Source organism: Allobosea sp. 10L422, from assembly GCF_056395345.1.
The window spans coordinates 263,071-286,864 of sequence record NZ_JBFTJI010000006.1; the positions used below are offsets into that span (position 1 = coordinate 263,071).

A 23,794-nucleotide genomic window follows, 5' to 3' on the forward strand; every position below is an offset into this window, starting at 1 on the left:
CGCGGCGGCTGGTCAGGCGCTCGGATGCAGCATGAGCGCAAGCCCGAGATAGATCGCGATCTCGGCGAGCTGCTGCGCCGCGCCGAGGATGTCGCCGGTCTGCCCGCCGATCAGGCGTTGCGCCAGCCGCGACAGCACGGCTGCGGCACCATGCGCCAGCGCGAAACCGAGCAGCAGCCCGGCCACCGGGAGTTGCGCCAACAGCGCGATCCCGGTCGCGAGGAAGAGGCTCAGGGCGAGCGCGATCCGCGCCGTGACGATCGACGGCTGGCCGACAGCCGCGGCGGCGCCGCTGCTGCGCGCCGCCGGCTGCGTCGCGAGCAGGAAAAGCCCTTCGGCGCGGGACCAGGGGGCCGCGACGAGCACCGCCGCTGCCGCCGCCCAGGCGCCGGAGCGGTCGAGGATCAAGGCGATGAGGCTCGCCCGCAGCAGCAGAGACAGGCCAAGCGCCAGCGCGCCATAGGAGCCGATGCGGCTGTCCTTCATGATCTCGAGCCGGCGTTCCGGCGTGTGTCCGCCGAACAGCCCGTCGGCGGTGTCCGCCAGCCCGTCCTCGTGAAAGGCGCCGGTGGTCAGCGCCAGCACGGTCAGCGAGAGCGCAGCCACGACGAAACCACTCAGGCCCGCCAGCCCGGCGCCGAGTGTGATGAGCGACGCCGGCAGCGCGATGACGAGGGCCGCGAAGGGCAGAGCGCGTGGCACGCTGCGGAAGTCGGGGATGCCGTGGCTGCCGGCCTCGCCGGGCAATGGCGGGACGGGCAGGCGCGACCAGAAGCGCAGGCAGATCGCCGTCGCGATCGTCCAGCCCGGCCAGTCCGGCGGGGGCGTCTCCGTCGTCGTCTCGGCTTCAGCCATGCCTGCCGCGTTGTTCTGCTCGATTGTCTTCACGCTCCCGACCCTATAGCAGCAGCTTCAATCCTGCCGCCATGCCGATGCGCTGATGCGGTTCCTTGCGTAATGGATTTGCCCATGGCCGCCTCCGGATTGCCCTTCGACGATATCCGCGAACTCATCGCCGCGATGCCCGGCCCCGACATGGCGGCGGCGAACGCGGTACGCGCCCGCGACGCCAATCTCACCAAGCCGGCCGGCAGCCTCGGCCGCATGGAGGAGATCGCGGAATGGCTCGCGGCCTGGCAGGGCAAGGCGCCGCCGCGCGTCGACCGGCCGCTGGTCTGCGTCTTCGCAGGCAATCACGGCGTCGTGGCTCAGGGCGTCTCGGCCTACCCGCAGACGGTGACGCGCCAGATGCTGGAGAATTTCGCGGCGGGCGGCGCTGCGATCAACCAGATCTGCGCGGCCTATGATCTCGGCTTCAAGGTCTTCGATCTCGCGCTGGACCTGCCGACGGGAGACTTCACCCAGACCGATGCACTCGACGAGCGCGCCTGCGTCGCCACCATGGCCTTCGGCATGGAAGCGCTTGTCGGCGGCACCGATCTGCTCTGCCTCGGCGAGATGGGCATCGGCAACACCACCTCGGCCGCGGCGATCTACGCCGCCCTCTATGGCGGCGACGCCGCGCATTGGTGCGGGCACGGCACCGGCGTCGATGAAGCCGGCTTCAAGCGCAAGGTCGCGGCGGTGGAGAAGGGGCTGGCCCTGCATCGCGCCCATCTCAAGGACCCGCTCGAAGTGCTGCGTCGCCTCGGCGGGCGCGAGGTCGCGGCGATCTGCGGCGCGATCATCGCCGCGCGCTCGCAGCGCATCCCGGTGATCCTCGATGGATACGTCGTGACGGCTGCCGCGGCGATCCTGCATGCCATCGAGCCCTCCGCGATCGACCACTGCATCGCCGGCCATCTCTCGGCTGAGGGCGCCCATGCCGATGTGCTCGCTCGTCTCGGCAAGGTGCCGCTGCTCGCGCTCGACATGCGGCTGGGTGAGGGCACGGGCGCGGCGCTCGCCGCAGGCCTCGTCAAGGCGGCGGCGGCGGTCCATTCGGGCATGGCGACCTTCGAGCAGGCACAGGTCGCGCGGAAGGATTGAGATGAGCAGTCATGCTCGGGCTTGACCCGAGCATCTCGGAAACCAGTCTTCTCTTGTTCTGAGATTCTCGGGTCTGCGCTTCGCTCCGCCCGAGAATGACGTTCCGCTCACTCCGTATAATCCGTCTTCAGCCCCGCCCGCTCGGCGTGTCGCTCCTGCGCCAGTTCGATCAGGCGGGTGATTAGCGCGGGGTAGGGCAGGCCGGAAGCCTCCATCATCTTCGGATACATGCTGATCGCGGTGAAGCCCGGCAGCGTGTTGATCTCGTTGAAGTAGAAGGCGCCGCTCTGGCGGTCGAGGAAGAAGTCGACCCGCGCCAGCCCACTGCATTCCAGTGCGACGAAGGCGTCGATGGCGAGCTGGCGCACGCGTGCCATCTGGTACGGATCGAGCTTCGCCGGCAGGTCGACGGTTGCGCCGTCCTGGTCGATATACTTGGCCTCGTAGGAGTAGAATTCGTGCTGCGGGCCGGCGTTGAGCTCGCTCGCGACGCTCGCCACCGGCGGATCGCCGTCGAGCACTGCGACCTCGATCTCGCGGGCATCGATGCCCTGCTCGATCAGCACCTTGGTGTCGTACAGGAAGGCATCGGCGAGCGCCGCGTCAAGATCCTCCCAGCGCTTGACCTTATGGACGCCGACGCTGGAGCCCATATTGCAGGGCTTGACGAAGATCGGGAGCGTCAGTGCCTCGCGCGCCGCACTCGCCGAGCCCTCGGGGTCGCGGCGATAGTCGCGGCGCGACAGGGCAAGATATGGCGCGACCGGCAGCCCGGCGAGCGCGGCGAGGCGCTTGGCGATGTCCTTGTGCATGCCCACCGCGGAGGCCAGCACGCCCGAACCGACATAAGCCGCGCCCGAAAGCTCCAGCAGGCCCTGCATCGCGCCGTCCTCGCAGAGCGGGCCGTGGATTACCGGGAACACCACATCGACCGGCGCGATGGCAGGCGCGGTGTTGTCGGCGGGCAGAATTGCGGTCTGCGTGCCCCGCGCTTCCAGCCGGATAGCCGGAGAATCCGCCGGGATCGGCAGGCTGTCGCTGTTCGTGGCTTCGATGCGCCGCAGATCGTGGCATTGCCAACGGCCCTGCTTGTCGATGCTGATCGGCACGGGCTCGAACCGGTCCCGGTCGAGATAGCGCAGGACGGAGGCCGCCGATTTCAGCGAGACCTCGTGTTCGCCCGACTTTCCGCCATAGAGCACGGCGACGCGCGTTTTCCGGTTCATGATGCGAGGGTCCGAGAGGAGAGTGTGGGCGCCCCGAGCGAGGCGTCTATGGATGTTGCCGATCGATGGGGCGAGATTCGGGCGTTGCCGCCGCGGATTTGCAGTTCATGCCGCCCGCGACTTCGGCTCGGGCAAGGCGGCGAGCGTGTCCATCACGCGCTCGGCCGGCAGGGTGATGGTCACTTCCGTCCCGGCGCGCGGCTTCGATTTCAGGTTGAAGCTGCCGCCGTGGAGATCGATCAGTCCCTTGACGATCGGCAGGCCCAGCCCCGAGCCCTGCTCGGCGGTTTTGATGGCGAGCGAGCCGCGCCCGAAGCTCTGCATCACGATCGGGATCTCGTTCTCGGGGATGCCGGGCCCGGTATCGGCGACCGAGACATATTGCCCGCCCGTCGCCGTCCAGCCGACCTTGATCGTGATCTCGCCGCCCTGAGGCGTGAATTTGATCGCGTTCGAGAGCACGTTGAGGACGACCTGGCGGATGGCGCGCTCATCGGCCCAGACCCGCGGCAGCTGCGGCTCTGCAAGCGTGCGGATGCTCTGGCCCTTGGCCTTGGCGCGCATTGCCAGCATGTGCCGGCAGTCCTCTACGATGTCGACGAGCGACAGCGCCTCCTCGTTCAGCTCGTATTTGCCGGCTTCGATGCGCGACAGGTCGAGGATTTCGTTGATCAGGTTCAGCAGGTGCTGGCCCGAGCCGTGGATATCGGCCGAATATTCCTTGTAGGCGGCATTGGCGTGCGCGCCGAAGATCTCGCTCTTCATCACCTCGGAGAAGCCGAGGATGGCGTTGAGCGGCGTGCGCAGCTCGTGGCTCATCGTGGCGAGGAAGCGCGACTTGGCGAGATTGGCTTCCTCCGCCTTGCGCCGGGCCTCGTCGGAATTCGCATTCGCGGTTTCGAGTTCGGCGATCAGCGCGTCCTTCTCGGCCCGGAAGCCGATCGAGTCGACCGAGCTGGCATAGAGCCGGTTGGCCAGGAAGATGAAGAAGAGTTGTGCCGAGGCCGCCATCAGCGCCATCGTCACGCTGTCCATGTCGCGCCGTTCCCAGAAGAACGCCATGATGCCGGCGATGATCGGCGTCAGCCCGGCATAGACCGCGATCGGAATCGTGGCGGAGAGCATGACCGTGAGCGCGCTGACGATGAGCAGCGCCGTGGTGACGAAGACCTTCGCGCCGGGAGCCTCGACAGGCGCGAACAGCAGCAGGAGAAGCGCCCAGGAGAAGCCGTGAATGCCCTCTGCCAGGGTGAAGAGCCGGCGCCAACGTTTCAGCCGGACCGTATCGGCGGGCTTGCGCAGATAGCGGCGCGACAGGGCGACGATGATGAGCGTGCTGGCGAGGACCGCGGCGCTCCACAGCGCGACATACATGGTCGGCAGCCACAGACAGGCGGCTGCGGCGATGCCGATCACCAGCACCAGCGTGCCGGCGGAGCCGGTCAGGCGGTATTGCGCGAAGACGCGCAGCAATTCGGAATCGAAGGCGCGCTCGAGCCCGGTCGAGGACGTCAGGCGCTCGCGCACGGATTTCACTTCCCGTGAAACGTGCTTGCGGCGCGCCACGACGGAAGGATCGGGCCCGCGCCCGCGCTGCACCTGTTCGGCCGTCACTTCCGCCATGGTCGGAAAGATGTATCCTCGTGCCGCCGCGCGGGATGCGCAAACGGCTCGCCATCATGGACACCAAATCGTTAAGCTCTTCCTGATGGCTCCCTTCGGATTTAGCAGCTCTCGTTCCGGCCCCTTCGGCTGGCGCCGTGTCGGCCGCGTCACGGATTTCGCCGTGGCGCTCGGCTTTCTCGGCTTTTTGGCGCTCGCTGGTGCGATCCTGCAATACCGCCTCGGCCCCGCCCGGACGCTGGTCGGAGCGGCGCAGGCGATCGATGGCGATTCGCTGAGGCTGCTCGGCGAGGAGCTGCGGCTGGAGGGGATCGACGCCCCCGAATATCGCCAGAGCTGCACCGACCGGGCCGGCCGGCAGGTTGCCTGCGGGCGCGAGGCGCGGCGTGCCTTGCAGGCCATGCTGGCCGGGGGGATGGCGACCTGCGAGATCGGCAAGGTCGATCGCTACGGCCGCGGGCTGGCCCGCTGCCGGGTCGGCGAGGAGGACGTCAATGCCCGCATGGTCCGCGACGGCCAAGCGGTGTCCTATGGTGCTTATCGGGCCCAGGAGGAGGAGGCGCGGGCCGCGCGGCGCGGACTCTGGGCGCTGCAGTTCGAGCGGCCCGAGGCCTGGCGTCGCGCCCATCCGCGCTGAGCCCGGGCCCTCCCGGCCGGATGCGGCATCGCCCGCCTTGCTGGCGTCACGAAACCGCAGCATGTGGTTGACCTTCCGGCGCGGGCCGTGATCCGGTGCACCGGAGACGGAGAACATCTGATGAAGCTCTACGATGGCGGGCGGGCGCCAAATCCGCGGCGGGTCCGCATCTTCTTCGCGGAAAAGGGCGTGGCGCTGCCGGATCTGGTGGCGATCGACATCGCCAAGAAGGAGCATCGGACCGAAGCCTTCGCCCGGATCAACCCGGCGCAGCGCCTGCCGGTGCTCGAACTCGACGATGGCACCGCGCTTGCCGAGACCATCGCGATCTGCCGCTACATCGAGGCGCTTCATCCCCAGCCGGCGCTGTTCGGCCGCGATCCGAAGGAGCAGGCGACCATCGAGATGTGGAACCGGCGGATCGAGCTCGGGCTGTTCGCCAGCGTTGCCGCCGTCTTCCGCCACAGCCATCCGTCCATGGCAGAGCTTGAGGACCAGGTCCCCGAATGGGCGGAGGCCAATCGGGACCACGTGGACGACCATCTCTGGCTGCTGGAATTGCAGCTTGCCGGCAACGCCTTCGTCTGCGGCGAAGCCCTCTCCGTGGCGGATATTACCGCTGGCATCGCCATCGACTTCATGAAGCCCTCACGCATTCCGCTCGCCGAGGACTTCGTCCATATCCGCCGCTGGCACGATCAGCTGTCGACGCGCCCGAGCTGGAAGGCGTGATGCGCCGGTTGTTCCCGTTCCTGTTGGCTCTGCTGGTTCCGGTCACCGCGGCGCAGGCGGTCGAACGCCTGAGCGGGGAGGCGATCGAACGCGCCTTTCGCGGCAACACGGTGTCCGGGCGCTACACCAATGGCGGCTTCTTCACCGAGTATCACGATCCGAACGGGCAGGCGCTCGGCCATAATGGCTGGCAACCCAATACCGATGCCTGCTGGATCACCAAGCCGGACCGCATCTGCTACTATTACGGCCCGCCGAGCGATCGCACGGTGCATTGCTTCACCGTCGAGATGAGCGGCGACCTCTACGTGCTGCGCAACGTCGGCAACGGCATGGTCAATGCGCTGGCCAAGGTCGAACTCGGCAATCCGCGCAACCATACCGACAACGGCACGCCCTGGTATTGCGACGGTTTGATCTCGCGCGCCCCGGCGCCGCCGATGAGCCGGAAGCTGGCGCAACGCTGATGCGACGGTGCTCGGGCATCGCGGTCGCGGTCCTTGGGCTTCTCGCCGCGACCGGTGCCGGCGCGGCCGAGCGGCTGAACGGTGAGCAGATCCGGCGGCTGTTCGAAGGCAACACCGTCTCCGGTGTCTATACCGGCACCAACCTGCCCTTCAGCGAGTTTCACCATCCCGACGGTCGCGCGAGCGGTCACAACCGCGGCGTGTCGAACAAGGATGCCTGCTGGACGACGACCGCGGACGCGGTTTGCTACTACTACGGTCCGCAGGAAACGCGCCGGACCTATTGTTTCACCATCGAGGTCAGCGGCGATCTCTATGTCATCCGCAACCGTCCGAGCGGCCGCATCAACGGTCTCGCCCGGATCGAGAAAGGCGATCCGCACGACTATGCGGCGAAGCAGCCCGCTTGGGTCTGCGATGGGCTAATCTCGCAGGCTCCCGGACGTTCCAGGCTGGCAAGGCGATGAGCGCGCCGGAAACGCTCGACGAGGTGCTGGCGGAACTGCGGGCCTGCCGGATTTGCCGTGACGCGCCGCTCTACCTGCCGCCGTTGCCGCACCAGCCGCGCCCGGTGATCCAGGCTTCCGCGACGGCGCGGCTCTGCATCGCCGGGCAGGCCCCAGGCACGCGCGTTCATGCCAGCGGCCGCCCGTTCACCGACCCTTCCGGCGTGAGGTTGCGGAGCTGGCTCGGCATCGACGAGGCGGCGTTCTACGACGCCGCCAAGGTCGCCATCGTGCCGATGGGGCATTGCTTTCCGGGGCTGGACGCGAAGGGCGGAGACAAGCCGCCGAGGCGGGAATGCGCGCCGGCCTGGCGCGGACGGGTCTTCGCGGCACTGCCGCGGATCGAGCTTGTGCTCGCGATCGGGCGCTATGCCCAGGGCTGGCATCTGGGTGCAAAGGAGGCCGCCAATCTCTCGGGGACGGTGTCGAACTGGCGTGAGATCCTGGCCCGGCCGGTGCATCCGCGCATGCTGCCGCTGCCGCACCCGTCCTGGCGCAACAACGCCTGGCTCAAGCGCAATCCCTGGTTCGAGCGAGAGTTGGTTCCCGTGCTTCAGGCGGAGGTCGCGCGGCTACTGAAGCCTCAGGGCGAGAGCGTCCTTGAGAGCAGCGGACACCGGCTCGCGTGACGACAACGCGGTAGAAAATAAAGAGATCAGTAGCGGAACGGCCCGGAATCCAGGCCGCGATCGACCCCGCCGCGAACGCTGAGGACCGAGCGGACAGGCCCGAGGGCGGTCTGGCCACGGCTTTCGAGATAGGCCATCCCGTCCGCGCGGCTGCCATAACCGTTGCGCGAGCTCTTCCCGAATTCGGCGCGGACCGAGCCGCCGGCCCGGACGCAGAGGGAGGAGCCTTCGAGGCGGACGAAGCCGGCGCCGTATTCGGGGCAGGGGCGGGCGCCCTTGCTGGCCGCGGGGGCGGGTTTGCTGAAGGATTCGCGAGGAGCGGCGCGCCCCGGCAAGGGCTCGCCGAGCGATTGCGCTGTGGCAGCGGTCGCAAGGCAGGTCAGGAGCAGGGCGAGGACGGTGCGGGGCATGGCGATTTCCGAGCGACGATGCCTGCTAACCCTAAAGCAAGGCACGGCTATGGCATCCCGTCTAGCATGGCGCGCGCTGCCGCGGGAGTGGCTTGGCGCAATGCGATGAAAAACCCCGGCTTGCGCCGGGGCAAGTGTCGCTCGCGCTGGAAGCTCCGTTGGGTCAGAGCAGGTTCGAAACGCGCGAGCGGATCAGGAAGTTGTCGTAGGTGTATTCCGCGATCTGGAACCACAGATATTGGTCGCCGCGGAAGGCCGACATCGAATCGTAGATCTTCTTGAAGTCCGGATTCTTGGCGCTGGTTTCCGCGTAGACTTCCTTCGATGCCTTCAGGCAGGCTTCGAGGATCTCCTGCGAAAACGGGCGCAGTTGCGCGCCGGCGGCGACAAGGCGCTTGAGCGCGGCCGGATTGCGGGCGTCGTACTTCGCCTGCATGTCGATATTCGCCTGGGCGGCGGCTGTCGTGAGCAGCGACTTGTAGACCTTCGGCAGTTCGTTCCACTTCGGCGTGTTGATGAAGAAGTGGAGCGAGGCTCCGCCCTCCCACCAGCCGGGATAGTAGTAATAGGGCGCAACCTTGTTGAAGCCGAGCTTCTCGTCATCGGCGGGGCCGACCCACTCCGCCGCGTCGATGGTTCCCTTCTCCAGCGCCGGGTAGATATCCCCGCCGCCGATCTGTTGCGGCACGACGCCGAGCTTGCTCATCACCTGCCCGGCAAAGCCCCCGATGCGCATCTTCACGCCCTGCAGGTCGGCRRCGGTCTTGATCTCCTTGCGGAACCACCCACCCATCTGGCAGCCGGTATTGCCACCGGGCAGGGCGTAGATGTTCGCCTTCTTGTAGAACTCGTTCAGCAAATCCATACCGCCGCCATGGTAAAACCAGGCGTTCTGCTGGCGGGAATTGAGTCCGAACGGCACGGCCGTGCCGAAGGCGAAGGTCGGGTCTTTTCCGACATAGTAGTAGGAGGCGGTGTGGCACATCTCGACGGTGCCGTTCGTCACGGCATCCGCCGCCTGCAGAGCCGGCACGATCTCGCCAGCTGCGAAAACCTGAATTTGAAAATTGCCGTCAGTCGCTTCTGAAACGGCCTTGGCCAGAACTTCCGAGGCGCCGTAGATCGTATCGAGCGATTTCGGGAAGGACGAGGTGATCCGCCATTTGATCTCCGGCATCGGCTGCGCAATGGCCGGGCTCGCGATAGTTCCCGCAGCTGCCCCGATTGCTGCGGTCTTCAGGAATAGACGACGCTTCATCCAGTTTGCTCTCCCTCAGAGGCATGCACGCCGGTTTTCCGGTCGTTGCTGACGCACGCCAGCAAAGCAGGTCTGGTTGTCGGCGCAAGATGTATTTGCATGGCAATCATGCAATTTCGTCATGGATTGCGGGGCAGGGCCGATAATCCGCAATGGATCGCTCGCCGCGGCAACCAGCCAAATAAAAAAGGCCCGGCGTGATGCCGGGCCTTCGAAACAACGATTTGGCGTCCGCCGTTCAGCGTGCGCGCGTGCGCACCTGGAAGACGTCGAAGCTCAGCTCCGCCACCTGCCACCAGAGATACTGGTCGGAACGGAACGCGGCCATGGTCTCGATCGCCTTCTTGAAGTCCGGGTTCTTCGCCGAAATTTCGGAATAGAGCTCGTTCGAGGCCTTGAGGCTCGCTTCCAGCACGTCCTGCGGGAAGGGGCGCAGCTGCGTGCCGGCCGCAACCAGTCGCTTCAGCGCCGGCGGATTCACGACATCATAGCGTGCCGCCATCTGGGTGTTCGCATAGGTGCAGGCGGCGGTGAGCGCGGCCTGATAGGTCTTCGGCAGCGAGTTCCACTTCTCGAGGTTCACGAAGGCGTGGACGGTCGGTCCACCCTCCCAGAAGCCCGGATAGTAATAGTACGGCGCGACCTTGGCGAAGCCGAGCTTCTCGTCGTCATAGGGACCGACCCACTCGGCGCCGTCGATGGTGCCCTTCTCGAGCGCCGGGTAGATGTCGCCGCCGCCGAGCTGCTGCGGCACGACGCCGAGCTTCTGCAGCACCGAGCCGGCGATGCCGCCGATGCGCATCTTCAGGCCTTGGAGATCGGTGGTCGACTTGATTTCCTTGCGGAACCAGCCGCCCATCTGCGCGCCGGTATTGCCGCAGGGAAGGCCGTAGGCGTTGAACTTCTTGTAGAATTCGTTGAACAGCTCGTTGCCGCCATGCTGGAACAGCCAGGCGTTCTGCATGCGGGCGTTGAGGCCGAACGGCACCGAGGCGGGGATCGCGAAGGTCGGATCCTTGCCGACATAGTAATACGAGACGGTGTGGCACATCTCGACGGTGTTGTTCGTGACGGCGTCGAGAGCCTGCAGGGCCGGGACGATTTCGCCGGCGGCGAAGACCTGGATCTGGAACTTTCCGTCGGTCAGCTCGGAGACCATCTTGGCCATGATCTCGGCGCCGGCATAGATCGTATCGAGCGACTTCGGGAAGCTCGAGGCCAGGCGCCACTTCACCTCGGGATTGGACTGCGCAACCGCAGGCATGGCCACAGCGCTGGCCGCGGCGCCGGCAGCCGCGGTCTGAATAAACTGACGACGCTTCATCTAGCGATTCTCCTCGGACATTCAGGGGGTGCGGGCGTTTCGAAAGGGGTTCTGTCGCCCGACGTTCCGAAACGCGTTGTAGCGAATGGATTTTCGAAGCGCGAGGGATTTCATCGACGATTCTTGCGACTTTCGGCTAGTTCCGATGCATCTCTTGGCTCGCTCCCGCGGCGATGCTTAAAGCGGCCATGATCGAGACTGAAAACCTGCGGCTGCGCCGCCCTGAGATCGATGATCTCGATGCGATCCACGCGATGCGCAGCGACCCGGATGTCGTTCGCTACCTCGGCGGCCGGGCGCTCAGCCGGGAGGAGGCCTGGCATCGGTTGACCCGCATCGCCGGCCATTGGGCTCTGCGCGGATACGGCATGTTTGTGGCGGTCGAGAGACACAGCAGCGCCTTCGTCGGCGAGATCGGCCTGTTCGACGGTTGCCGTGGGCTGTCCCCGCAGTTCGACAATGCCCCCGAGGCCGGTTGGATTTTGGCCGCAGAGGCTCACGGCAAGGGCTATGCAAGCGAAGCGGCGGCTGCCGCTCACGGCTGGTTTGCGGCGACCCATGGCGCACGGCGCAGCGTCTGCATCATCGCGCCCGAGAACGTTGCTTCCCTACGCGTCGCGCAAAAGCTCGGCTACAAGGGCTTCGGACAGGTCGAATATCAGGACCACACGGTGCTGATGCTCGAGCGCATTCCGGGCTGAGGCAAGTCCGCGAGGAGGCAGGCATGGATCAGGACAGGCTCAACCGGCTCAGGCAGCGCTATGCCGGCGCCAGCGGCGGCGACATTCACGATCCGCGCTTCGCCAAGGTCGCGGCAGGCCAGTTCACCGGCGACAGGCGCAAATGGCCCTTCGCCGATGTCGCGACCTTCGTCGGTGCGCCCTATCGCCCGGACGCCCTCGCCAAGCCCGATATCGGCGGCCTCGATGTCGCGATCATCGGCGTGCCGATGGATCTGGGCGTGACCAACCGGGCCGGCGCCCGCCTCGGCCCGCGCGCTGTCCGTGCCATCGAGCGGATGGGCCCCATGGATCATGCGCTCGGCACGGCGCCCTTCACCATGATCAAGGCCGCCGATGTCGGTGACGTGCCGTTCCGTTCGCGCTATTCGCTCGAAAGCTGCCATGAGGATATAGAGGCGACCTTCCGGACGATCGTCGAGGCCGGCGTCTCGCCGCTGGCGGTGGGCGGCGATCACTCCATCACCTATTCGATCCTCAAGGCCGTGGGAGCGAAGCGCCCGGTCGGCATGGTGCATATCGACGCCCATTGCGACACGTCCGGCCCCTATGAGGGCTCGAAGTTCCATCATGGCGGCCCGTTTCGCCAGGCGGTGCTGGATGGCGTGCTCGACCCCGAGCGCGTGATCCAGATCGGCATCCGCGGCGGCGCCGAATATCTGTGGGAGTTCTCCTACGAGTCCGGCATGACCGTGATCCATGCCAATGAAGTCGACGATCTCGGTCTTGATGCGGTGATCGCCAAGGCGTTGGCCGTGATCGGCGACGGGCCGACCTATGTCTCCTTCGATGTCGACTCGCTCGACCCCGGTTTTGCGCCCGGCACCGGCACGCCCGAAGTTGGCGGCTTGACGCCGCGCGAGGCACTGGCGATTTTGCGCGCGCTCAAGGGGCGCGACATCGTGGCGGCTGATGTCGTCGAGGTCGCGCCGCAATACGATGCGACCAGCAACACGGCGCAATGCGCGGCGCAGGTTCTCTTCACCGAGCTCTGCCTTCTGGCTGAGGCTCGCGCCGCAGGAAAAGGAAGACCATGACGAGGTTCGGTTCGATCGCACGGCTCGCCGCCCTGGGCGGGGCCTGTCTCCTGGGGTTCGCAGCGCGCGCCGAGGTGCCGCAGAACGGATCGGCCTATATGGACGCCGCCGCCGCGTCGGTCGAGACGATGATGAAGGCGTCGGAGAGCCAGCCGAGCCTGCCGCGCCTGGCCGATCCCGTCGAAGGCAAGGTGCTGGCTGACGTCTGGGACGAGCAGGCCATCCTCGGCAAGAAGCCCTATACGGGCGCCGATATCCCGGCGTTGCTGAACATCGTCCAGAAGCAGACGAGAATCCTGCAGGCCTATACCCTGTTCTCGGCCGACCGGAAGCCGCCGGACACGGCCAAGAACGTCGCCGAGTACCAAGACGAGTTGACGCGGACCCATGTCTTCCTGCTGAAGGCTGTCGCCGCGTCGCTGCAGGCGATCAACAATTTCGGCGCGCATCTGCAGGCCGACGAGAAGACCGATGCTCGCTTTCAGGGCATCCGGCAAATGCGCCTAGGCCTGCAGCAGATCGTCACCGGAGCGGCGCTGGCGCTGCGCAATCCGGCGTTGAAGCCTCAGAATCAGCTCTTGATCGCACGCAGCCTTGCCGAGAACGCGGCCGATATCGCCGCTGGCATCGCGCCCCCGGATCGGCAGGCGCTGATCGCGTCTTTGCAGGCGGCTCAGCCCGTCCTGAAGCCGGATGCGCAGAAGGCGGTTGGCGAATTCATCCAGACCGTTTCGGCGGCGCCCTGCGACGGGCTCTGCCGGCTCAACTGAGGAGATCGGCCGGTATCCCGGCCGTTCTTCGGTATCGCTAGCGCCGCGCCGCCAGCCAGATCACATGCCGCGCCCCGCCGCCCGTGCGGCGGGCGCGTGCCGTGATCTCCTCGGTGGCGAAGCCTGCGCTGCGCAGGCGCCGGGTGAAGCCGTGGTCCGGGCCCGATGACCAGATTGCGAGGATGCCGCCCGGCCGCAGCGCCTCCTTGGCGGCGTGCAACCCTCCTGCCGCATAGAGCCGGTCATTGCCGGCGACTGTCAGCCCTTCCGGCCCATTGTCGACATCGAGCAGGATCGCGTCGTAGCGGCCCCTGGCGTTGGTGATGACGCCGGCCACGTCGGCAACGGTCAGTTGGGTGCGCGGATCGTCCAGGCAGCCGGCGAAGACCGCCGCCATCGGCCCGCGCGCCCAGTCGACGACGGCGGGGATCAGTTCGGCCACCTCGACCTCTGCATCCGGCGGCAGATGGGTGAGGGCGGCCCGTAATGTGAATCCCATCCCGAGTCCGCCGATCAGCATTCGGATTCCGGGGCGCTGGCCCAGCCGCTCGCAGACCAGCTTCGCCAGCGCCTCCTCCGAGCCGCTGAGACGGCTGTTCATCAGCTCGTTGCTGCCCAGCATGATCGAGAACTCGCTGCCCCGCTGCTTGAGGCGCAGATCTCCGCTGCCATCGGGCAGGGGCGCGCTGTCGAGGACCGTCCAGGGAATCACGTTGCTCTCACCTGTGTCTGAACCCGCCTTATAGCTGCGCGCGTCCGCAGCGTATCGGTCGGATTTCCATGCCCTCAGTGCATGGGGCCGCGTCGTTTTCGCTGCTGCTATGGCGTGTCGGAATGGCTATTCCATGTTGCGGCGCAGCATCGCGCGCCCATCCCTTCGAAAGCCACTTATGAGCCTTGCCGCGCATGATCGCAGCCTGAACGCAGGCACGTCCGCCATTCGCTCGACGCCGGTCGGGCTGGTGCTGTTCGCGCTCGCCATGGGCGGTTTCGCGATCGGCACGACCGAATTCGCGGCGATGAGCCTGCTGCCCTATTTCTCGGCCGGCCTCGGCATCGACGAACCCACGGCAGGGCATGTCATCAGCATCTATGCGCTGGGCGTCGTGGTCGGCGCGCCGCTGATTGCCGTGCTGGCGGCGCGGGTGCCGCGCCGTACGCTGCTGATCGGCCTGATGACCGTCTTCGCGATCGGCAACGGCCTGAGTGCTATGGCGCCGAACTATCACTGGATGCTGGCCTTCCGCTTCCTCAGCGGCCTGCCGCACGGCGCCTACTTCGGCGTCGCGGCATTGGTCGCCGCTTCGCTCTCGCCGCCGAACCGGCGGGCGCAGTCGGTCGCGCGGGTCATGCTTGGCCTGACGATCGCGACGATTCTCGGCGTTCCCGCCGCGAGCTGGATGGGGCAGGTCCTGGGCTGGCGCTCTGGCTTCGCCATCGTCGCGGGGCTGGCCCTGCTGACGGTCCTGCTGATCGGGCTCTATGCGCCGCGCGACAGGGTGCAACCGGGCGCGAGCCCGCTGCGGGAGCTCGGCGCGCTGAAGCGTCGGCAGGTCTGGCTCACGCTCGCCACCGGCGCGATCGGTTTCGGCGGACTCTTCGCGGTCTACGCCTATCTCGCCTCGACCCTGATGGCGGTGACCGGTGCTTCGCCCGCGCTTGTGCCGGTCGTGCTCGCCGTCTTCGGGCTTGGACTGACACTCGGCACGCTCTTCGCCGGCTGGGCGGCAGACCGGGCGCTGGTTCCGGCAACTGCCGGCCTCTTGCTCTGGAGCGCTTTCTGGCTCGCGGCTTTCCCCTTCGCTTCCGGCAATATCTGGGCGGTGTCGCTGGTCGTCTTCATGATCGGCAGCGGCGGCGGTCTCGGTGCCATGCTGCAGACGCGCCTGATGGATGTCGCCGAGGACGCGCAGACGCTGGCCGCCGCGCTCAACCACAGCGCCTTCAACACCGCCAATGCGCTCGGCCCTTGGCTCGGCGGCATGGCGATCGCTGCTGGCTATGGCTGGACCTCGACCGGCTGGGTCGGTGCGGCGCTTGCGCTGGGCGGCCTTGCGATCTGGATCGTGGCGGTCATCGACGCTCGTCGCTGAAACGCGCGGCCCGTCGGGCCTCCCGCACAACGCCAGTCTTCTCCTTTGGCAGTATTGACCTCGTTGCCAGCCCTTTGGGCGGTGCCGGCCGTCAAAAGCTGCGGGGCACCCTCTTGCGGGTAAGGCGAAACTGCGCCCAATCTGTCGCAGCGGGGTCGGACCGGGGACAAGGGTAAATCCGGCGGCCTCGAAACTGCGGGAGGTTTCATGAAGGGTTTCGTTCGTTTCGTCGCTGCTGCGGCGCTGACGCTGGCTGGTGCGACAGGCGCTCTCGCCCAGGCCAAGGAGTGGAAGGAGATTCGGATCGGCACCGAAGGCGCCTATCCGCCCTACAACAATCTGAACGCCAAGAAGGAGCTCGAGGGCTTCGAGATCGATTACGGCAACCTGCTCTGCGAGAAGATGAAGGTGAAATGCACCTGGGTGGTGCAGGATTGGGATGGCATCATCCCGGCGCTGCTCGCCAACAAGTATGACGTCATCTTCGCCGGCATGAACGCCACCGACGAGCGCAAGAAGCGGGTCGACTTCACCGCGGTCTACAGCAAGACGCCGATCTGGGCGATCGGGCCGAAGAGCACCAAGTCGGACGACATCTCGCCGGCCGCGCTCAAGGGCAAGTCGGTCGGCACCCAGGGCTCGACCATTCACGCCAACTATCTCGAGAAGTTCTACAAGGACTCCGACATTCGCCTCTACCCGACGCAGGAAGAAGCGAATCTCGACCTGCTCAACGGCCGTCTCGACTACATCGTCGCCGACGCGCTCGCGCTGTCCGACTTCCTTCGGGGCAAGGGCAAGGATTGCTGCCGCAAGATCGCCGAGGTGAAGCGCGACGACGCCATCCATGGCCCCGGCGTCGGCGGCGCCGTGCGCAAGTCGGACCCGGAGCTCAAGGAGAAGATCAGCAAGGCCATCGCCGAGACCATGGCCGACGGCTCGCACAAGAAGCTCGAGGACAAGTGGTTCAAATACGACTGAGCCGGCTGTCCTGAACCGTTCCCGCCGGCCCGGCTGGGCCGGCGGGCATAAGCTTCTCCTGCCCCGGCATCTTCATGCTCGATAAATTCGCGCTGCTCGGCTTCGGCCCCGAAGGCTGGGGCTGGGCCCTGCTGCAGGGCGCCGCCGTCACGATCTCGATCGCGCTGGCGACGCTGCCTTTCGGCCTTGCGCTGGGGCTGATCGTCGCGCTCGGCAAGCGCTCCGACAACGCGCTGCTGCGCTGGATCTCCACGCTCTACACCACCGTCTTTCGCGGCGTGCCCGAGCTGCTCACGCTCTACATCATCTATTTCGGCATCCAGATCCTGCTTCAGCAGCTCTGGCAGAGCCTCGGCCTGCCCGGTTCCTTCAGCATGCCCCCCTTTGTTGCGGGCATGGTCGCGCTCGGCGTCGTGCTCTCGGCTTTCTCCAGCGAGGTCTGGGTCGGTGCGCTGAACTCGATCCAGAAGGGCCAGCGCGAGGCTGCCGCGGCGCTCGGCTTGAGCAAGGGCCAGGCCTTCCGGCTTGTCGTGCTGCCGCAGCTTGTCCGTGTGGCGCTGCCCGGCCTCGGCAACAACTGGATGGTGCTGCTCAAGGAGACTTCGCTGGTCTCGGTCATCACCCTGCCGGACATCATGTTCATCACGACCCGCGCCAATGTCGTGACCAAGGAACCCTTCCTGTTCTTCGGCGCGGCGATGATGATCTACCTCTTCTTCTCGCTTATCTCTGCCCGGACGATCGACGGGCTGGAAAGGCGCGCCAATCGCGGCTTTGCGGCCTTCGGGGGCGCGACGCGATGAACTGGTGCGAATACCCCGGCTGGTTCGTCGGTAGCGAAGTCCTGCAGAACTACGGCTGCCGGATGGCGTCCGGCCTCTGGATCACGGTCGAGCTGGTCTTCTTCTCGGTGCTGCTCGGCTTCGTCATGGCTTTCGGCCTTGCGGTCGCGAGGCTTTACGGGGCGCCCTGGATCGGCAAGCTGGTGAGCGGCTACACCACCTTCTTTCGGGGCACGCCGCTGCTCTGCCAGCTTTTCCTCGTCTATTACGGCCTCGGTCAGTTCCGGCTGTTCTGGCAGGATGTCGGCCTGTGGTGGTTCTTTCGCGACCCGTTCTATTGCGCGCTTCTCACCTTCACGATCAACACGGCCGCCTATCAGGCCGAGATCCTGCGCGGCGCGATCCAATCCATCCCGCGCGGGCAGTTCGAGGGGGCGCTCTCGCTCGGCCTGCACCGCTGGGCGACGCTGCGTCTCGTAATCATGCCGCAGGCGATGATCCTGGCGCTGCGTCCGCTCGGCAACGAGCTGATCGTGATGATCAAGGCGAGCGCCATCGCCTCGCTGGTCACGCTCTTCGACCTCATGGGCGCGACGCGGCTCGCCTTCGCCCGCTCCTTCGACCTGTCGATCTATCTCTATGCGGCGCTGATCTATCTTGTGCTGGTAGAGATCATCCGGCGCGTCTGGGACAGGGTCGAATTGCGGCTCAGCCGGCATCTCTCGCTACGCTGAGCCGGCCGTAGCCTGGCTTCAGCCCGGCAGGGTCAGGACGACGGCGCCGCGCGGTGTCGCGACCACGGTGTGCTCGTACTGGACGGTTGGCGCGCGGGGATCGCTGTAGAGCGTCCAGCGATCGCCATCCCCTTGTTCCGCCCAGTCCGCGCCCAGCGAGAGGAACGGCTCGACGGTGAAGACGAGCCCGTTCGTCATGGTCCGGCGTTCGCGCCGGTCGGGCCAGGTCGCAATCTCCGTCGGCTCCTCGTGCAGCGAGCGGCCGACGCCGTGGCTCGCCAGGTTGCGCACGAGCGTATAGCCGTTCTTGTCCGCGAAGCGCCCCACGGCTTGGCCGATGCCGGCGAGCGGCTTGCCGGCGCCGACCTGTCCGATGCCGGCCCATAGCGCGCGCCGGCCGTCGCGGCACAGCCGCTCGACCTTCGGCTTGACCGGCGGCACGGCGAACGAGGCTCCGGTATCGCCGAAGAAGCCGTCCTTCTCCGCCGAGACGTCGATATTGACGAGATCGCCCGCGAGGATGCGCCGCTCGCCGGGAATGCCGTGGGCGATCTCCTCGTTGACACTGATGCAGGTCGCGCCAGGGAAGCCGTAGGCCAGTTCGGGGGCCGGGCATGCGCCGTGCCGCTCGAGGAAATCGCGCCCGATCGCGTCGAGTTCCGCAGTGGTCATGCCGGGCTCCAGAGCCTTGCCCATGGCTGCAAGCGCGCGAGCCACGATGCCGCCGATCTCCTTGAGGGCCTGCAATTCGTCGTCGTTCGATATGGTCATGGACCGCAGCTAAGCCGCCAGTCTCCCGGCTGCAACGGAAAATGCCGCATGGAGGGCTGGCGCGCATCCGTCTTCCCGGACCGGCAACGGCGCGCTAAAGCGTTTCAGTCTTCAAAAAGGAGCGGGAGCTGCTCATGGCCAAAGTCGCGTTCATCGGTCTCGGCGTGATGGGATATCCCATGGCGGGCCATCTCAAGGCCAAGGGCCATGAGGTCACCGTCTACAACCGCAACCCGACGAAGGCGCAGGCCTGGGTCGCCCAGCATGGCGGCTTGTCCGCAGCGACACCGGCCGATGCTGCGAAAGGTCAGGAGATCGTCTTCGCCTGCGTCGGCAACGATGACGATTTGCGCTCGGTGACGACAGGAGAGGACGGCGCCTTCGCGGGCATGGAGAAGGGGGCTGTTTTCGTCGACCACACCACCGCCTCGGCCAATGTCGCGCGGGAGCTCTACGAGGCGTCAAAGCTTGGCGGCTTCGGCTTCGTCGACGCGCCCGTCTCGGGCGGCCAGGCTGGCGCCGAGAACGGCGTTCTGACCGTGATGTGCGGCGGCGAGCCTGAGACCTACGCCCGCGTCGAACCGGTCATCGCGAGCTTTGCCCGGATGTGCCGCCTGATGGGCCCGGCCGGCTCCGGCCAGCTCACCAAGATGGTCAACCAGATCTGCATCGCCGGCCTGGTCCAGGGCCTGTCCGAGGGCGTGCATTTCGCCAAGCGCGCCGGGCTCGACGTCGAGACCATGCTGGAGGTGATTTCCAAGGGCGCCGCCGGCTCCTGGCAGATGGAGAACCGCGGCAAGACGATGAACCAGAACAAGTTCGATTTCGGCTTCGCCGTGGACTGGATGCGCAAGGACCTCGGCATCGTCCTCGACGAGGCCCGCCGCAATGGCGCACAGCTGCCGGTCACCGCGCTGGTCGATCAGTTCTACGCCGAGGTGCAGAAGATGGGCGGCAATCGCTGGGACACCTCCAGCCTGATCGCTCGCCTGGAACCGTAAAGCGGCGCTGACACCGGAAACCTGAGACGGGCCCTCGCGGCCCGTCCACCGTCAGGCGGCCTCTTTCGAAGGATCGGGGCGGCGGTCGAGCTTCAGCCGGGAATCCGGTCGCACGCGCTGCCGGTGCATCGCGTAGAGCCCGCTGCCGACGATCAGCCCGATGCCGAGGAAGGCGAAGAGATCGGGCACGTCGCCCCAGACGAAATAGCCGAGCAGTGTCGCGAAGACGATGACGGCGTAGCGGTACTGCGAGATCACGCCGACATCGGTGCGGCGGAACGCGCTGATGATGAAGAAGGTGCCGACTGTGACCAGAACGGCAGCCAGGGCGACATAGACGGTCTCGAGCCGCCAGACCGGCAGCCATTGCTCGGTCAGGCCGTAGGCGAGGGCGGCGACGCCGACGAGGACCGTCGTGGTGAGCGAAACGACTGTCGAGGGCACGTCATCGCCGATGGTGCGGGTCGCGAGATCGCGGCAGGCGACGAGGAAGGTGCTGAACAGGGCGACGAGCGCCGCGGAATTGAAGGAGGCCGCGCCCGGCTTCACCACGAACAGCACGCCGATGAAGCCGACGGTCAGCGCCGTCGTCCGCCGCCAGCCGACGCGTTCCATCCCCAGCACCACCGCAAGCGCGACGATGAGCAGTGGCGAGGCCATGTTGATCGCGGTGATGTTGGCCAGCGGCAGCAGCCCGAGCGACCAGCCGAAAGTCAGCGCGCTGAGGGCCTCGAGGACCCCGCGCAGCAGCACGCGCGGCCTGAAGGTCATGGCGAGGCGGTCGCTCTCGCGGGCGAGGAAGACAAGCCCGAAGCCGACGACGATCGCGAAAGCCGTCCTCAGCGCGATGGCTTGACCGGCCGGGTAGGTCTGGCGCGCCAGCTTCATCAGCGTGTCGTTGAGGACGAAGAGCGACATGGCCGCGAGCATGAAGATGATGCCGCGGCGATTTTCGGCTGCGCTGGCCAAAGGGGTATCCTGCCGGAAAGGCTCAGGCCGCGAAGCGGGAAAGCGAGAAGGGAGAGAGGTCGAAGGGTGAATGGCCGGTGGTCGACAGATCGGCGAGGATTTCGCCGATAGCGCTGGCGAATTTGAAGCCATGGCCGGAGCAGGCCGAAGCGAAGACGGCCTGCGGCACGCCCGGCACCGTGTCGATGATGAAATCCTCGTCCGGTGAAACCGTGTAGACGCAGCCCTTGACCGTCAAGGGCTCGCCCGCCGCATCGGGAAGGTAGCGCGCGAGGCACTCCCGAATGAGGCTGACCTGGTTCTCGCTCGGAGTCCTGTCCGGCTCGCGCGGATCCATCGGCTCGCGCCCGAAATGCGGCCCGCCGAGCTTGAAGCCGGGGTGCTCATAGAGCGGGAAGCCGTAGAAGTTGCCTTCCTCGACGCTGAGAATGAACACGGGGAAGGCGCCTTCGCGGAAAAGCTCGGGGCGGCGCGTGGTGAACCAGCCGATCGCCTGCTTCACGGTGGTGACCCGCTGCGACAGCGCCGGCACCGCATCCGCGATCCAGCCGCCCGAGGTGATGACGAGGCGACCGGCGGAATAGGTTCCACGCTCGGTGCGCACGATGACGCCGCCTTGCGCGGTCGGCGTCCAGTCCAGCAGCGGTTCGTTGGTGCGGATGTCGGCGCCGCGCGATTGCGCCAGGCCGACATGGGCATAGATCGCCTTCTCGGAGGCGACGAAGCCGCCATCCGGCTGCCACAGGCCGATATGCCCTGCCGGCAGCTGGAAGCCGGGAAAGCGCCGCATCACCTCGGCCCCCTCCAGAACCTCATGCGTCAGCCCGTGGTCGAGGCAGGATTGCAACGAGGATTCGACAGGTCCGCCGCCCTTCGGCGCGAGATCGAGCGAGCCGGTGACATGCAGCAGCTTGAGTCCCGCCTGCTTGCCGGTCTCGGCCCAGAGCTCATGCGCCCTGCGCACGATCGGGACGTAGTGCGAGCCTTCGAAATAGGCGAGCCGGATGATCCGGGTCAGGCCGTGGGAGGAGCCCATGGCGTGGCCGAGGTCGAACCGCTCGAGCCCCAGCACCTTGAGACCGCGCTGGGCGAGGTGCCAGCAAGCCGCCGACCCCATGGCGCCGACCCCCGCGACGATGACGTCATAGCTGTGCTGGCTCATGGCTCGTGCCCGTCAGATGCGGAAGGCCAAGCCATACAGGCGCCTGGGAAGACGGTCCAATGCTTCTGCGGCACAGGCGCCGTGCAGCCGTCGAGGAAGCTTTTTGTTAACCCTCGCCACCCATAACCGATTCAGGGCTGACCTTAGGTGAGACTGGGCTGGGGATGCAGGGCAGGATACGACGCTGGCTGAGCGCCCGAACTCCAGCTGGCAGCGAGGCTTCACCGGAGCCGATGACGGCCGAGACGGCAGAGGCGTCGGCTCCACAGATCGCCCCCCGCGACCTCTCCCTCCGCGATGCGGTTGATGATATCGAGCGCGATATCCTGTTCGCGATGGATCGGCTCACGAAGGAATTGGGCGAGGTCGAGAAGCTGTCGGCCGATTCCGAAAGCGGCTCGCGCACCATTCTGGAGAGCGCCGGCAGCATGCGTATGGCCGTTGGCGCCGCGAGCGAGAACGCTTCGGTCCTTGCGGCGGCGTCGCAGCAGATTTCGCAGTCGGCCGAGCAGGTCGACAGCGCCATGGCCAGCGTTCGCGACCGGCTCGACGCTGCCGTCGCGCGCGCCGGCCAGGCCACCTTGATGCTTGATGGGCTCGCCGAGGCGACCGGCGAGATCCGCGGCATCGTCGATTCCATTGCCGAGATCGCCCGCCAGACCAATCTGCTGGCGCTCAATGCGGCCATCGAGGCGGCCCGTGCCGGCGAGGCCGGGCGCGGGTTCGGTGTCGTCGCGCATGAGGTGAAGACGCTCTCCATCGCGGTGAGCGAGGCCGTCGAGCACATCCGCAGCAGGGTCGATCGGCTCACCCACGCAGCGCAGAGCTCGACCGGCAGCGTCAACGAAGCGCTCCAGATCGTGCGGGACGTCAATCCACTCATGAGCACGATCAGCGAGGCCTCACAGGAGCAGGCGGCCTCGACGGCGGAATTGTCGCGCAATGCCCGGGAGGCGGCGCTTTTCGTCGAGGGCGTGGCACGCCGCGCCGATGAAATCGATCGCATCGCGCATGCCACGGTGGCCGAGAGTGAGCGGGTGCGCCGCGCCTCCGAAAAGGGCAGCCGGCTGGTCGGCCGCATGCTCCGGCGCTTCAAGCCGGTCCTGCGGCACTCTGCCTTTGCCGACAGGCGGCGCTTCGATCGCTTTCCGACCGCGCGCCGTGCCCGGCTGATGCTCGGCGGTATCGATCTGTCGAGCCGCATCGTCGATGTTGGCCGCGGCGGCGCGCTTCTCGCCGACGCGCAGTCTGCCCGGTTCGGCGGCGGCGTGGGCACGCTTACCATTGACGGTCTGCCGCCGCTTCCTTGCCGGATGGCAGGGCAAAGCGAGCAGGGATTGCACCTCGCTTTCGATCCGGACGCAGTCGCCGGCAGCGGTGCGCTGGCGCAGATGATCGAGGACATCGAGCGTTCCTATCGGCCGCTCATCGAGCGCGCCCAGGACTTTGCCCGCGAAGTGGCCGCGGTGATGGAAGCCGCGATCGAGAAGGGGCTTGTGGCGGAAGAAGACCTGTTCGAGGCGGATTACACGCCGGTTCCCGAGAGTGACCCGCTCCAATATCTGAGCCCGAGCCTGCCTGCGCTGGAAGCGCTCTTGCCGCCACTCCTGGAGAGGGCGCTGGCGAGCGATCCGCGTCTGGTCTTTGCCGTGCCGAGCGATCGCAACGGCTATGTGCCGGTGCATCACACCGAGACGTCCCTGATGCCGCGCAGCCATGATCCGGCCTGGAACGCGATTCATGCCCGCAACCGGCGCATTCTCGAGAGCCGTTCCGGCATCAGCGCGAGCCGCTCTGTGCGTCCGTTCATGGTCCAGCTCTGCCATCATGACTTCGGGAATGGCAGCAGCGAGGCGCTGAGCGAGATCAACGCGCCGCTGCGCGTGCGCGGGCGCCATTGGGGCGGCGTGCGGATGGCCTACAGGCTCTGAAACCCGCCACGCGCCGGCCCAA

The 23,794-nt window shown here is 66.7% G+C and carries 25 protein-coding genes; 15 read left to right on the forward strand and 10 right to left on the reverse strand.

Translation table 11 applies throughout. The annotated features are described in order from the left end of the window. Nucleotides 1–12 precede the first annotated feature (12 nt). Complete coding sequence (locus AC1DEZ_RS14635) at nt 13–855, reverse strand: adenosylcobinamide-GDP ribazoletransferase (protein WP_441512557.1); 843 nt, start codon at nt 853–855, stop codon at nt 13–15. Nucleotides 856–969: 114 nt separating this feature from the next. Between AC1DEZ_RS14635 and cobT the strand changes: the two genes are divergently transcribed. After that, entirely contained in the window at nt 970–1,989 is a 1,020-nt protein-coding gene (cobT, locus tag AC1DEZ_RS14640) for a nicotinate-nucleotide--dimethylbenzimidazole phosphoribosyltransferase (protein ID WP_441512314.1), read from the forward strand. Nucleotides 1,990–2,096: 107 nt separating this feature from the next. Here cobT and AC1DEZ_RS14645 read toward each other — a convergent pair whose 3' ends face one another. Then, nucleotides 2,097–3,215, reverse strand: coding sequence for a D-alanine--D-alanine ligase family protein (locus AC1DEZ_RS14645; RefSeq protein ID WP_441512315.1), 1,119 nt, complete (start codon nt 3,213–3,215; stop codon nt 2,097–2,099). A 105-nt stretch (nt 3,216–3,320) separates the two neighbouring features. Further along, a complete protein-coding gene (locus AC1DEZ_RS14650) occupies nt 3,321–4,838 on the reverse strand; it encodes a sensor histidine kinase (protein ID WP_441512316.1) in 1,518 nt (505 codons plus the stop codon). A gap of 85 nt (nt 4,839–4,923) precedes the next feature. Here AC1DEZ_RS14650 and AC1DEZ_RS14655 point away from each other — a divergent pair, with 85 nt between their 5' ends. The 5 genes from AC1DEZ_RS14655 to AC1DEZ_RS14675 all read left to right on the forward strand — a co-directional run bounded on the left by AC1DEZ_RS14655 (nt 4,924) and on the right by AC1DEZ_RS14675 (nt 7,809). Beyond that, a complete protein-coding gene (locus tag AC1DEZ_RS14655; RefSeq protein WP_441512317.1) occupies nt 4,924–5,475 on the forward strand; it encodes a thermonuclease family protein in 552 nt (183 codons plus the stop codon). Between the two features lie 120 nt (nt 5,476–5,595). Beyond that, the gene (locus AC1DEZ_RS14660; protein ID WP_441512318.1) at nt 5,596–6,207 is read left to right on the forward strand and encodes a glutathione S-transferase family protein; all 612 of its coding nucleotides are present in this window, start codon (nt 5,596–5,598) and stop codon (nt 6,205–6,207) included. Beyond that, nucleotides 6,207–6,674 carry a hypothetical protein gene (locus AC1DEZ_RS14665; protein WP_441512319.1) on the forward strand — a complete coding sequence of 156 codons (468 nt, stop codon included), beginning with the start codon at nt 6,207–6,209 and terminating at the stop codon, nt 6,672–6,674. The genes AC1DEZ_RS14660 and AC1DEZ_RS14665 overlap by 1 nt, the downstream gene beginning before the upstream one ends. Further along, a complete protein-coding gene (locus tag AC1DEZ_RS14670) occupies nt 6,674–7,141 on the forward strand; it encodes a hypothetical protein (protein ID WP_441512320.1) in 468 nt (155 codons plus the stop codon). Before AC1DEZ_RS14665 ends, AC1DEZ_RS14670 begins: the two co-directional genes overlap by 1 nt. Then, nucleotides 7,138–7,809, forward strand: coding sequence for a uracil-DNA glycosylase family protein (locus tag AC1DEZ_RS14675; RefSeq protein ID WP_476779842.1), 672 nt, complete (start codon nt 7,138–7,140; stop codon nt 7,807–7,809). The genes AC1DEZ_RS14670 and AC1DEZ_RS14675 overlap by 4 nt, the downstream gene beginning before the upstream one ends. A gap of 26 nt (nt 7,810–7,835) precedes the next feature. Here the strand turns inward: AC1DEZ_RS14675 and AC1DEZ_RS14680 are convergent, their stop codons facing one another. The 3 genes from AC1DEZ_RS14680 to AC1DEZ_RS14690 all read right to left on the reverse strand — a co-directional run bounded on the left by AC1DEZ_RS14680 (nt 7,836) and on the right by AC1DEZ_RS14690 (nt 10,801). Continuing rightward, nucleotides 7,836–8,219 (reverse strand): porin family protein, encoded by a 384-nt coding sequence (locus tag AC1DEZ_RS14680; protein WP_441512322.1) that lies wholly within the window; start codon nt 8,217–8,219, stop codon nt 7,836–7,838. Between the two features lie 163 nt (nt 8,220–8,382). Next, entirely contained in the window at nt 8,383–9,477 is a 1,095-nt protein-coding gene (locus AC1DEZ_RS14685) for a TRAP transporter substrate-binding protein (protein WP_476779843.1), read from the reverse strand. A 238-nt stretch (nt 9,478–9,715) separates the two neighbouring features. Beyond that, entirely contained in the window at nt 9,716–10,801 is a 1,086-nt protein-coding gene (locus tag AC1DEZ_RS14690) for a TRAP transporter substrate-binding protein (protein ID WP_441512324.1), read from the reverse strand. A 188-nt stretch (nt 10,802–10,989) separates the two neighbouring features. Between AC1DEZ_RS14690 and AC1DEZ_RS14695 the strand changes: the two genes are divergently transcribed. From AC1DEZ_RS14695 to AC1DEZ_RS14705, 3 genes are read left to right on the forward strand one after another with little or no spacing between them, the layout of a single operon-like run. Then, nucleotides 10,990–11,502, forward strand: a complete 513-nt coding sequence (locus AC1DEZ_RS14695; RefSeq protein WP_441512325.1) for a GNAT family N-acetyltransferase — start codon at nt 10,990–10,992, stop codon at nt 11,500–11,502. A gap of 23 nt (nt 11,503–11,525) precedes the next feature. Continuing rightward, nucleotides 11,526–12,578, forward strand: a complete 1,053-nt coding sequence (speB, locus tag AC1DEZ_RS14700) for an agmatinase (RefSeq protein WP_441512326.1) — start codon at nt 11,526–11,528, stop codon at nt 12,576–12,578. Further along, a complete protein-coding gene (locus tag AC1DEZ_RS14705) occupies nt 12,575–13,348 on the forward strand; it encodes a hypothetical protein (RefSeq protein ID WP_476779844.1) in 774 nt (257 codons plus the stop codon). The genes speB and AC1DEZ_RS14705 overlap by 4 nt, the downstream gene beginning before the upstream one ends. Nucleotides 13,349–13,385: 37 nt before the next feature. Here AC1DEZ_RS14705 and AC1DEZ_RS14710 read toward each other — a convergent pair whose 3' ends face one another. Continuing rightward, nucleotides 13,386–14,060, reverse strand: a complete 675-nt coding sequence (locus tag AC1DEZ_RS14710) for a spermidine synthase (protein ID WP_441512328.1) — start codon at nt 14,058–14,060, stop codon at nt 13,386–13,388. A 178-nt stretch (nt 14,061–14,238) separates the two neighbouring features. Here AC1DEZ_RS14710 and AC1DEZ_RS14715 point away from each other — a divergent pair, with 178 nt between their 5' ends. The 4 genes from AC1DEZ_RS14715 (at nt 14,239) to AC1DEZ_RS14730 (ending at nt 17,938) form a co-directional block, all read left to right on the forward strand. Beyond that, on the forward strand, nt 14,239–15,441 hold the full coding sequence (locus tag AC1DEZ_RS14715) for an MFS transporter (RefSeq protein ID WP_476779845.1): 1,203 nt from the start codon (nt 14,239–14,241) through the stop codon (nt 15,439–15,441). Nucleotides 15,442–15,648: 207 nt separating this feature from the next. Beyond that, nucleotides 15,649–16,422, forward strand: a complete 774-nt coding sequence (locus AC1DEZ_RS14720) for a transporter substrate-binding domain-containing protein (RefSeq protein WP_441512330.1) — start codon at nt 15,649–15,651, stop codon at nt 16,420–16,422. Between the two features lie 74 nt (nt 16,423–16,496). Beyond that, nucleotides 16,497–17,225 (forward strand): ABC transporter permease, encoded by a 729-nt coding sequence (locus tag AC1DEZ_RS14725; RefSeq protein ID WP_441512331.1) that lies wholly within the window; start codon nt 16,497–16,499, stop codon nt 17,223–17,225. Further along, nucleotides 17,222–17,938 carry an ABC transporter permease gene (locus AC1DEZ_RS14730; RefSeq protein WP_441512332.1) on the forward strand — a complete coding sequence of 239 codons (717 nt, stop codon included), beginning with the start codon at nt 17,222–17,224 and terminating at the stop codon, nt 17,936–17,938. The genes AC1DEZ_RS14725 and AC1DEZ_RS14730 overlap by 4 nt, the downstream gene beginning before the upstream one ends. Nucleotides 17,939–17,956: 18 nt before the next feature. Here the strand turns inward: AC1DEZ_RS14730 and map are convergent, their stop codons facing one another. Then, nucleotides 17,957–18,709: a type I methionyl aminopeptidase gene (map, locus tag AC1DEZ_RS14735; RefSeq protein ID WP_441512333.1), complete on the reverse strand. Its 753-nt coding sequence runs from the start codon at nt 18,707–18,709 to the stop codon at nt 17,957–17,959. Nucleotides 18,710–18,843: 134 nt separating this feature from the next. Between map and AC1DEZ_RS14740 the strand changes: the two genes are divergently transcribed. Beyond that, the gene (locus tag AC1DEZ_RS14740; protein ID WP_441512334.1) at nt 18,844–19,710 is read left to right on the forward strand and encodes an NAD(P)-dependent oxidoreductase; all 867 of its coding nucleotides are present in this window, start codon (nt 18,844–18,846) and stop codon (nt 19,708–19,710) included. Nucleotides 19,711–19,761: 51 nt separating this feature from the next. On the opposite strand, the gene AC1DEZ_RS14745 is transcribed toward AC1DEZ_RS14740, so the two are convergent. Both AC1DEZ_RS14745 and solA read right to left on the reverse strand, forming a co-directional pair. After that, the gene (locus tag AC1DEZ_RS14745) at nt 19,762–20,679 is read right to left on the reverse strand and encodes a DMT family transporter (protein WP_441512335.1); all 918 of its coding nucleotides are present in this window, start codon (nt 20,677–20,679) and stop codon (nt 19,762–19,764) included. 22 nt (nt 20,680–20,701) lie between these two features. After that, nucleotides 20,702–21,841 carry an N-methyl-L-tryptophan oxidase gene (gene solA, locus AC1DEZ_RS14750; protein WP_441512336.1) on the reverse strand — a complete coding sequence of 380 codons (1,140 nt, stop codon included), beginning with the start codon at nt 21,839–21,841 and terminating at the stop codon, nt 20,702–20,704. Nucleotides 21,842–22,074: 233 nt separating this feature from the next. Here solA and AC1DEZ_RS14755 point away from each other — a divergent pair, with 233 nt between their 5' ends. Further along, on the forward strand, nt 22,075–23,772 hold the full coding sequence (locus AC1DEZ_RS14755) for a methyl-accepting chemotaxis protein (protein ID WP_476779846.1): 1,698 nt from the start codon (nt 22,075–22,077) through the stop codon (nt 23,770–23,772). Nucleotides 23,773–23,794: the final 22 nt, after the last annotated feature.

Coding starts and splice junctions, on each gene's coding strand:
- solA (WP_441512336.1), bottom strand. CDS start 21,841: ATGAGCCAGCACAGCTATGACGTCATCGTCGCGGGGGTCGGCGCCATG.
- AC1DEZ_RS14730 (WP_441512332.1), top strand. CDS start 17,222: ATGAACTGGTGCGAATACCCCGGCTGGTTCGTCGGTAGCGAAGTCCTG.
- AC1DEZ_RS14650 (WP_441512316.1), bottom strand. CDS start 4,838: ATGGCGGAAGTGACGGCCGAACAGGTGCAGCGCGGGCGCGGGCCCGAT.
- AC1DEZ_RS14715 (WP_476779845.1), top strand. CDS start 14,239: ATGAGCCTTGCCGCGCATGATCGCAGCCTGAACGCAGGCACGTCCGCC.
- AC1DEZ_RS14645 (WP_441512315.1), bottom strand. CDS start 3,215: ATGAACCGGAAAACGCGCGTCGCCGTGCTCTATGGCGGAAAGTCGGGC.
- AC1DEZ_RS14720 (WP_441512330.1), top strand. CDS start 15,649: ATGAAGGGTTTCGTTCGTTTCGTCGCTGCTGCGGCGCTGACGCTGGCT.
- AC1DEZ_RS14755 (WP_476779846.1), top strand. CDS start 22,075: ATGACGGCCGAGACGGCAGAGGCGTCGGCTCCACAGATCGCCCCCCGC.
- AC1DEZ_RS14725 (WP_441512331.1), top strand. CDS start 16,497: ATGCTCGATAAATTCGCGCTGCTCGGCTTCGGCCCCGAAGGCTGGGGC.
- AC1DEZ_RS14670 (WP_441512320.1), top strand. CDS start 6,674: ATGCGACGGTGCTCGGGCATCGCGGTCGCGGTCCTTGGGCTTCTCGCC.
- AC1DEZ_RS14655 (WP_441512317.1), top strand. CDS start 4,924: ATGGCTCCCTTCGGATTTAGCAGCTCTCGTTCCGGCCCCTTCGGCTGG.
- cobT (WP_441512314.1), top strand. CDS start 970: ATGGCCGCCTCCGGATTGCCCTTCGACGATATCCGCGAACTCATCGCC.
- AC1DEZ_RS14635 (WP_441512557.1), bottom strand. CDS start 855: ATGGCTGAAGCCGAGACGACGACGGAGACGCCCCCGCCGGACTGGCCG.
- AC1DEZ_RS14660 (WP_441512318.1), top strand. CDS start 5,596: ATGAAGCTCTACGATGGCGGGCGGGCGCCAAATCCGCGGCGGGTCCGC.
- AC1DEZ_RS14705 (WP_476779844.1), top strand. CDS start 12,575: ATGACGAGGTTCGGTTCGATCGCACGGCTCGCCGCCCTGGGCGGGGCC.
- AC1DEZ_RS14680 (WP_441512322.1), bottom strand. CDS start 8,219: ATGCCCCGCACCGTCCTCGCCCTGCTCCTGACCTGCCTTGCGACCGCT.
- AC1DEZ_RS14665 (WP_441512319.1), top strand. CDS start 6,207: ATGCGCCGGTTGTTCCCGTTCCTGTTGGCTCTGCTGGTTCCGGTCACC.
- AC1DEZ_RS14695 (WP_441512325.1), top strand. CDS start 10,990: ATGATCGAGACTGAAAACCTGCGGCTGCGCCGCCCTGAGATCGATGAT.
- AC1DEZ_RS14740 (WP_441512334.1), top strand. CDS start 18,844: ATGGCCAAAGTCGCGTTCATCGGTCTCGGCGTGATGGGATATCCCATG.
- AC1DEZ_RS14675 (WP_476779842.1), top strand. CDS start 7,138: ATGAGCGCGCCGGAAACGCTCGACGAGGTGCTGGCGGAACTGCGGGCC.
- map (WP_441512333.1), bottom strand. CDS start 18,709: ATGACCATATCGAACGACGACGAATTGCAGGCCCTCAAGGAGATCGGC.
- speB (WP_441512326.1), top strand. CDS start 11,526: ATGGATCAGGACAGGCTCAACCGGCTCAGGCAGCGCTATGCCGGCGCC.
- AC1DEZ_RS14690 (WP_441512324.1), bottom strand. CDS start 10,801: ATGAAGCGTCGTCAGTTTATTCAGACCGCGGCTGCCGGCGCCGCGGCC.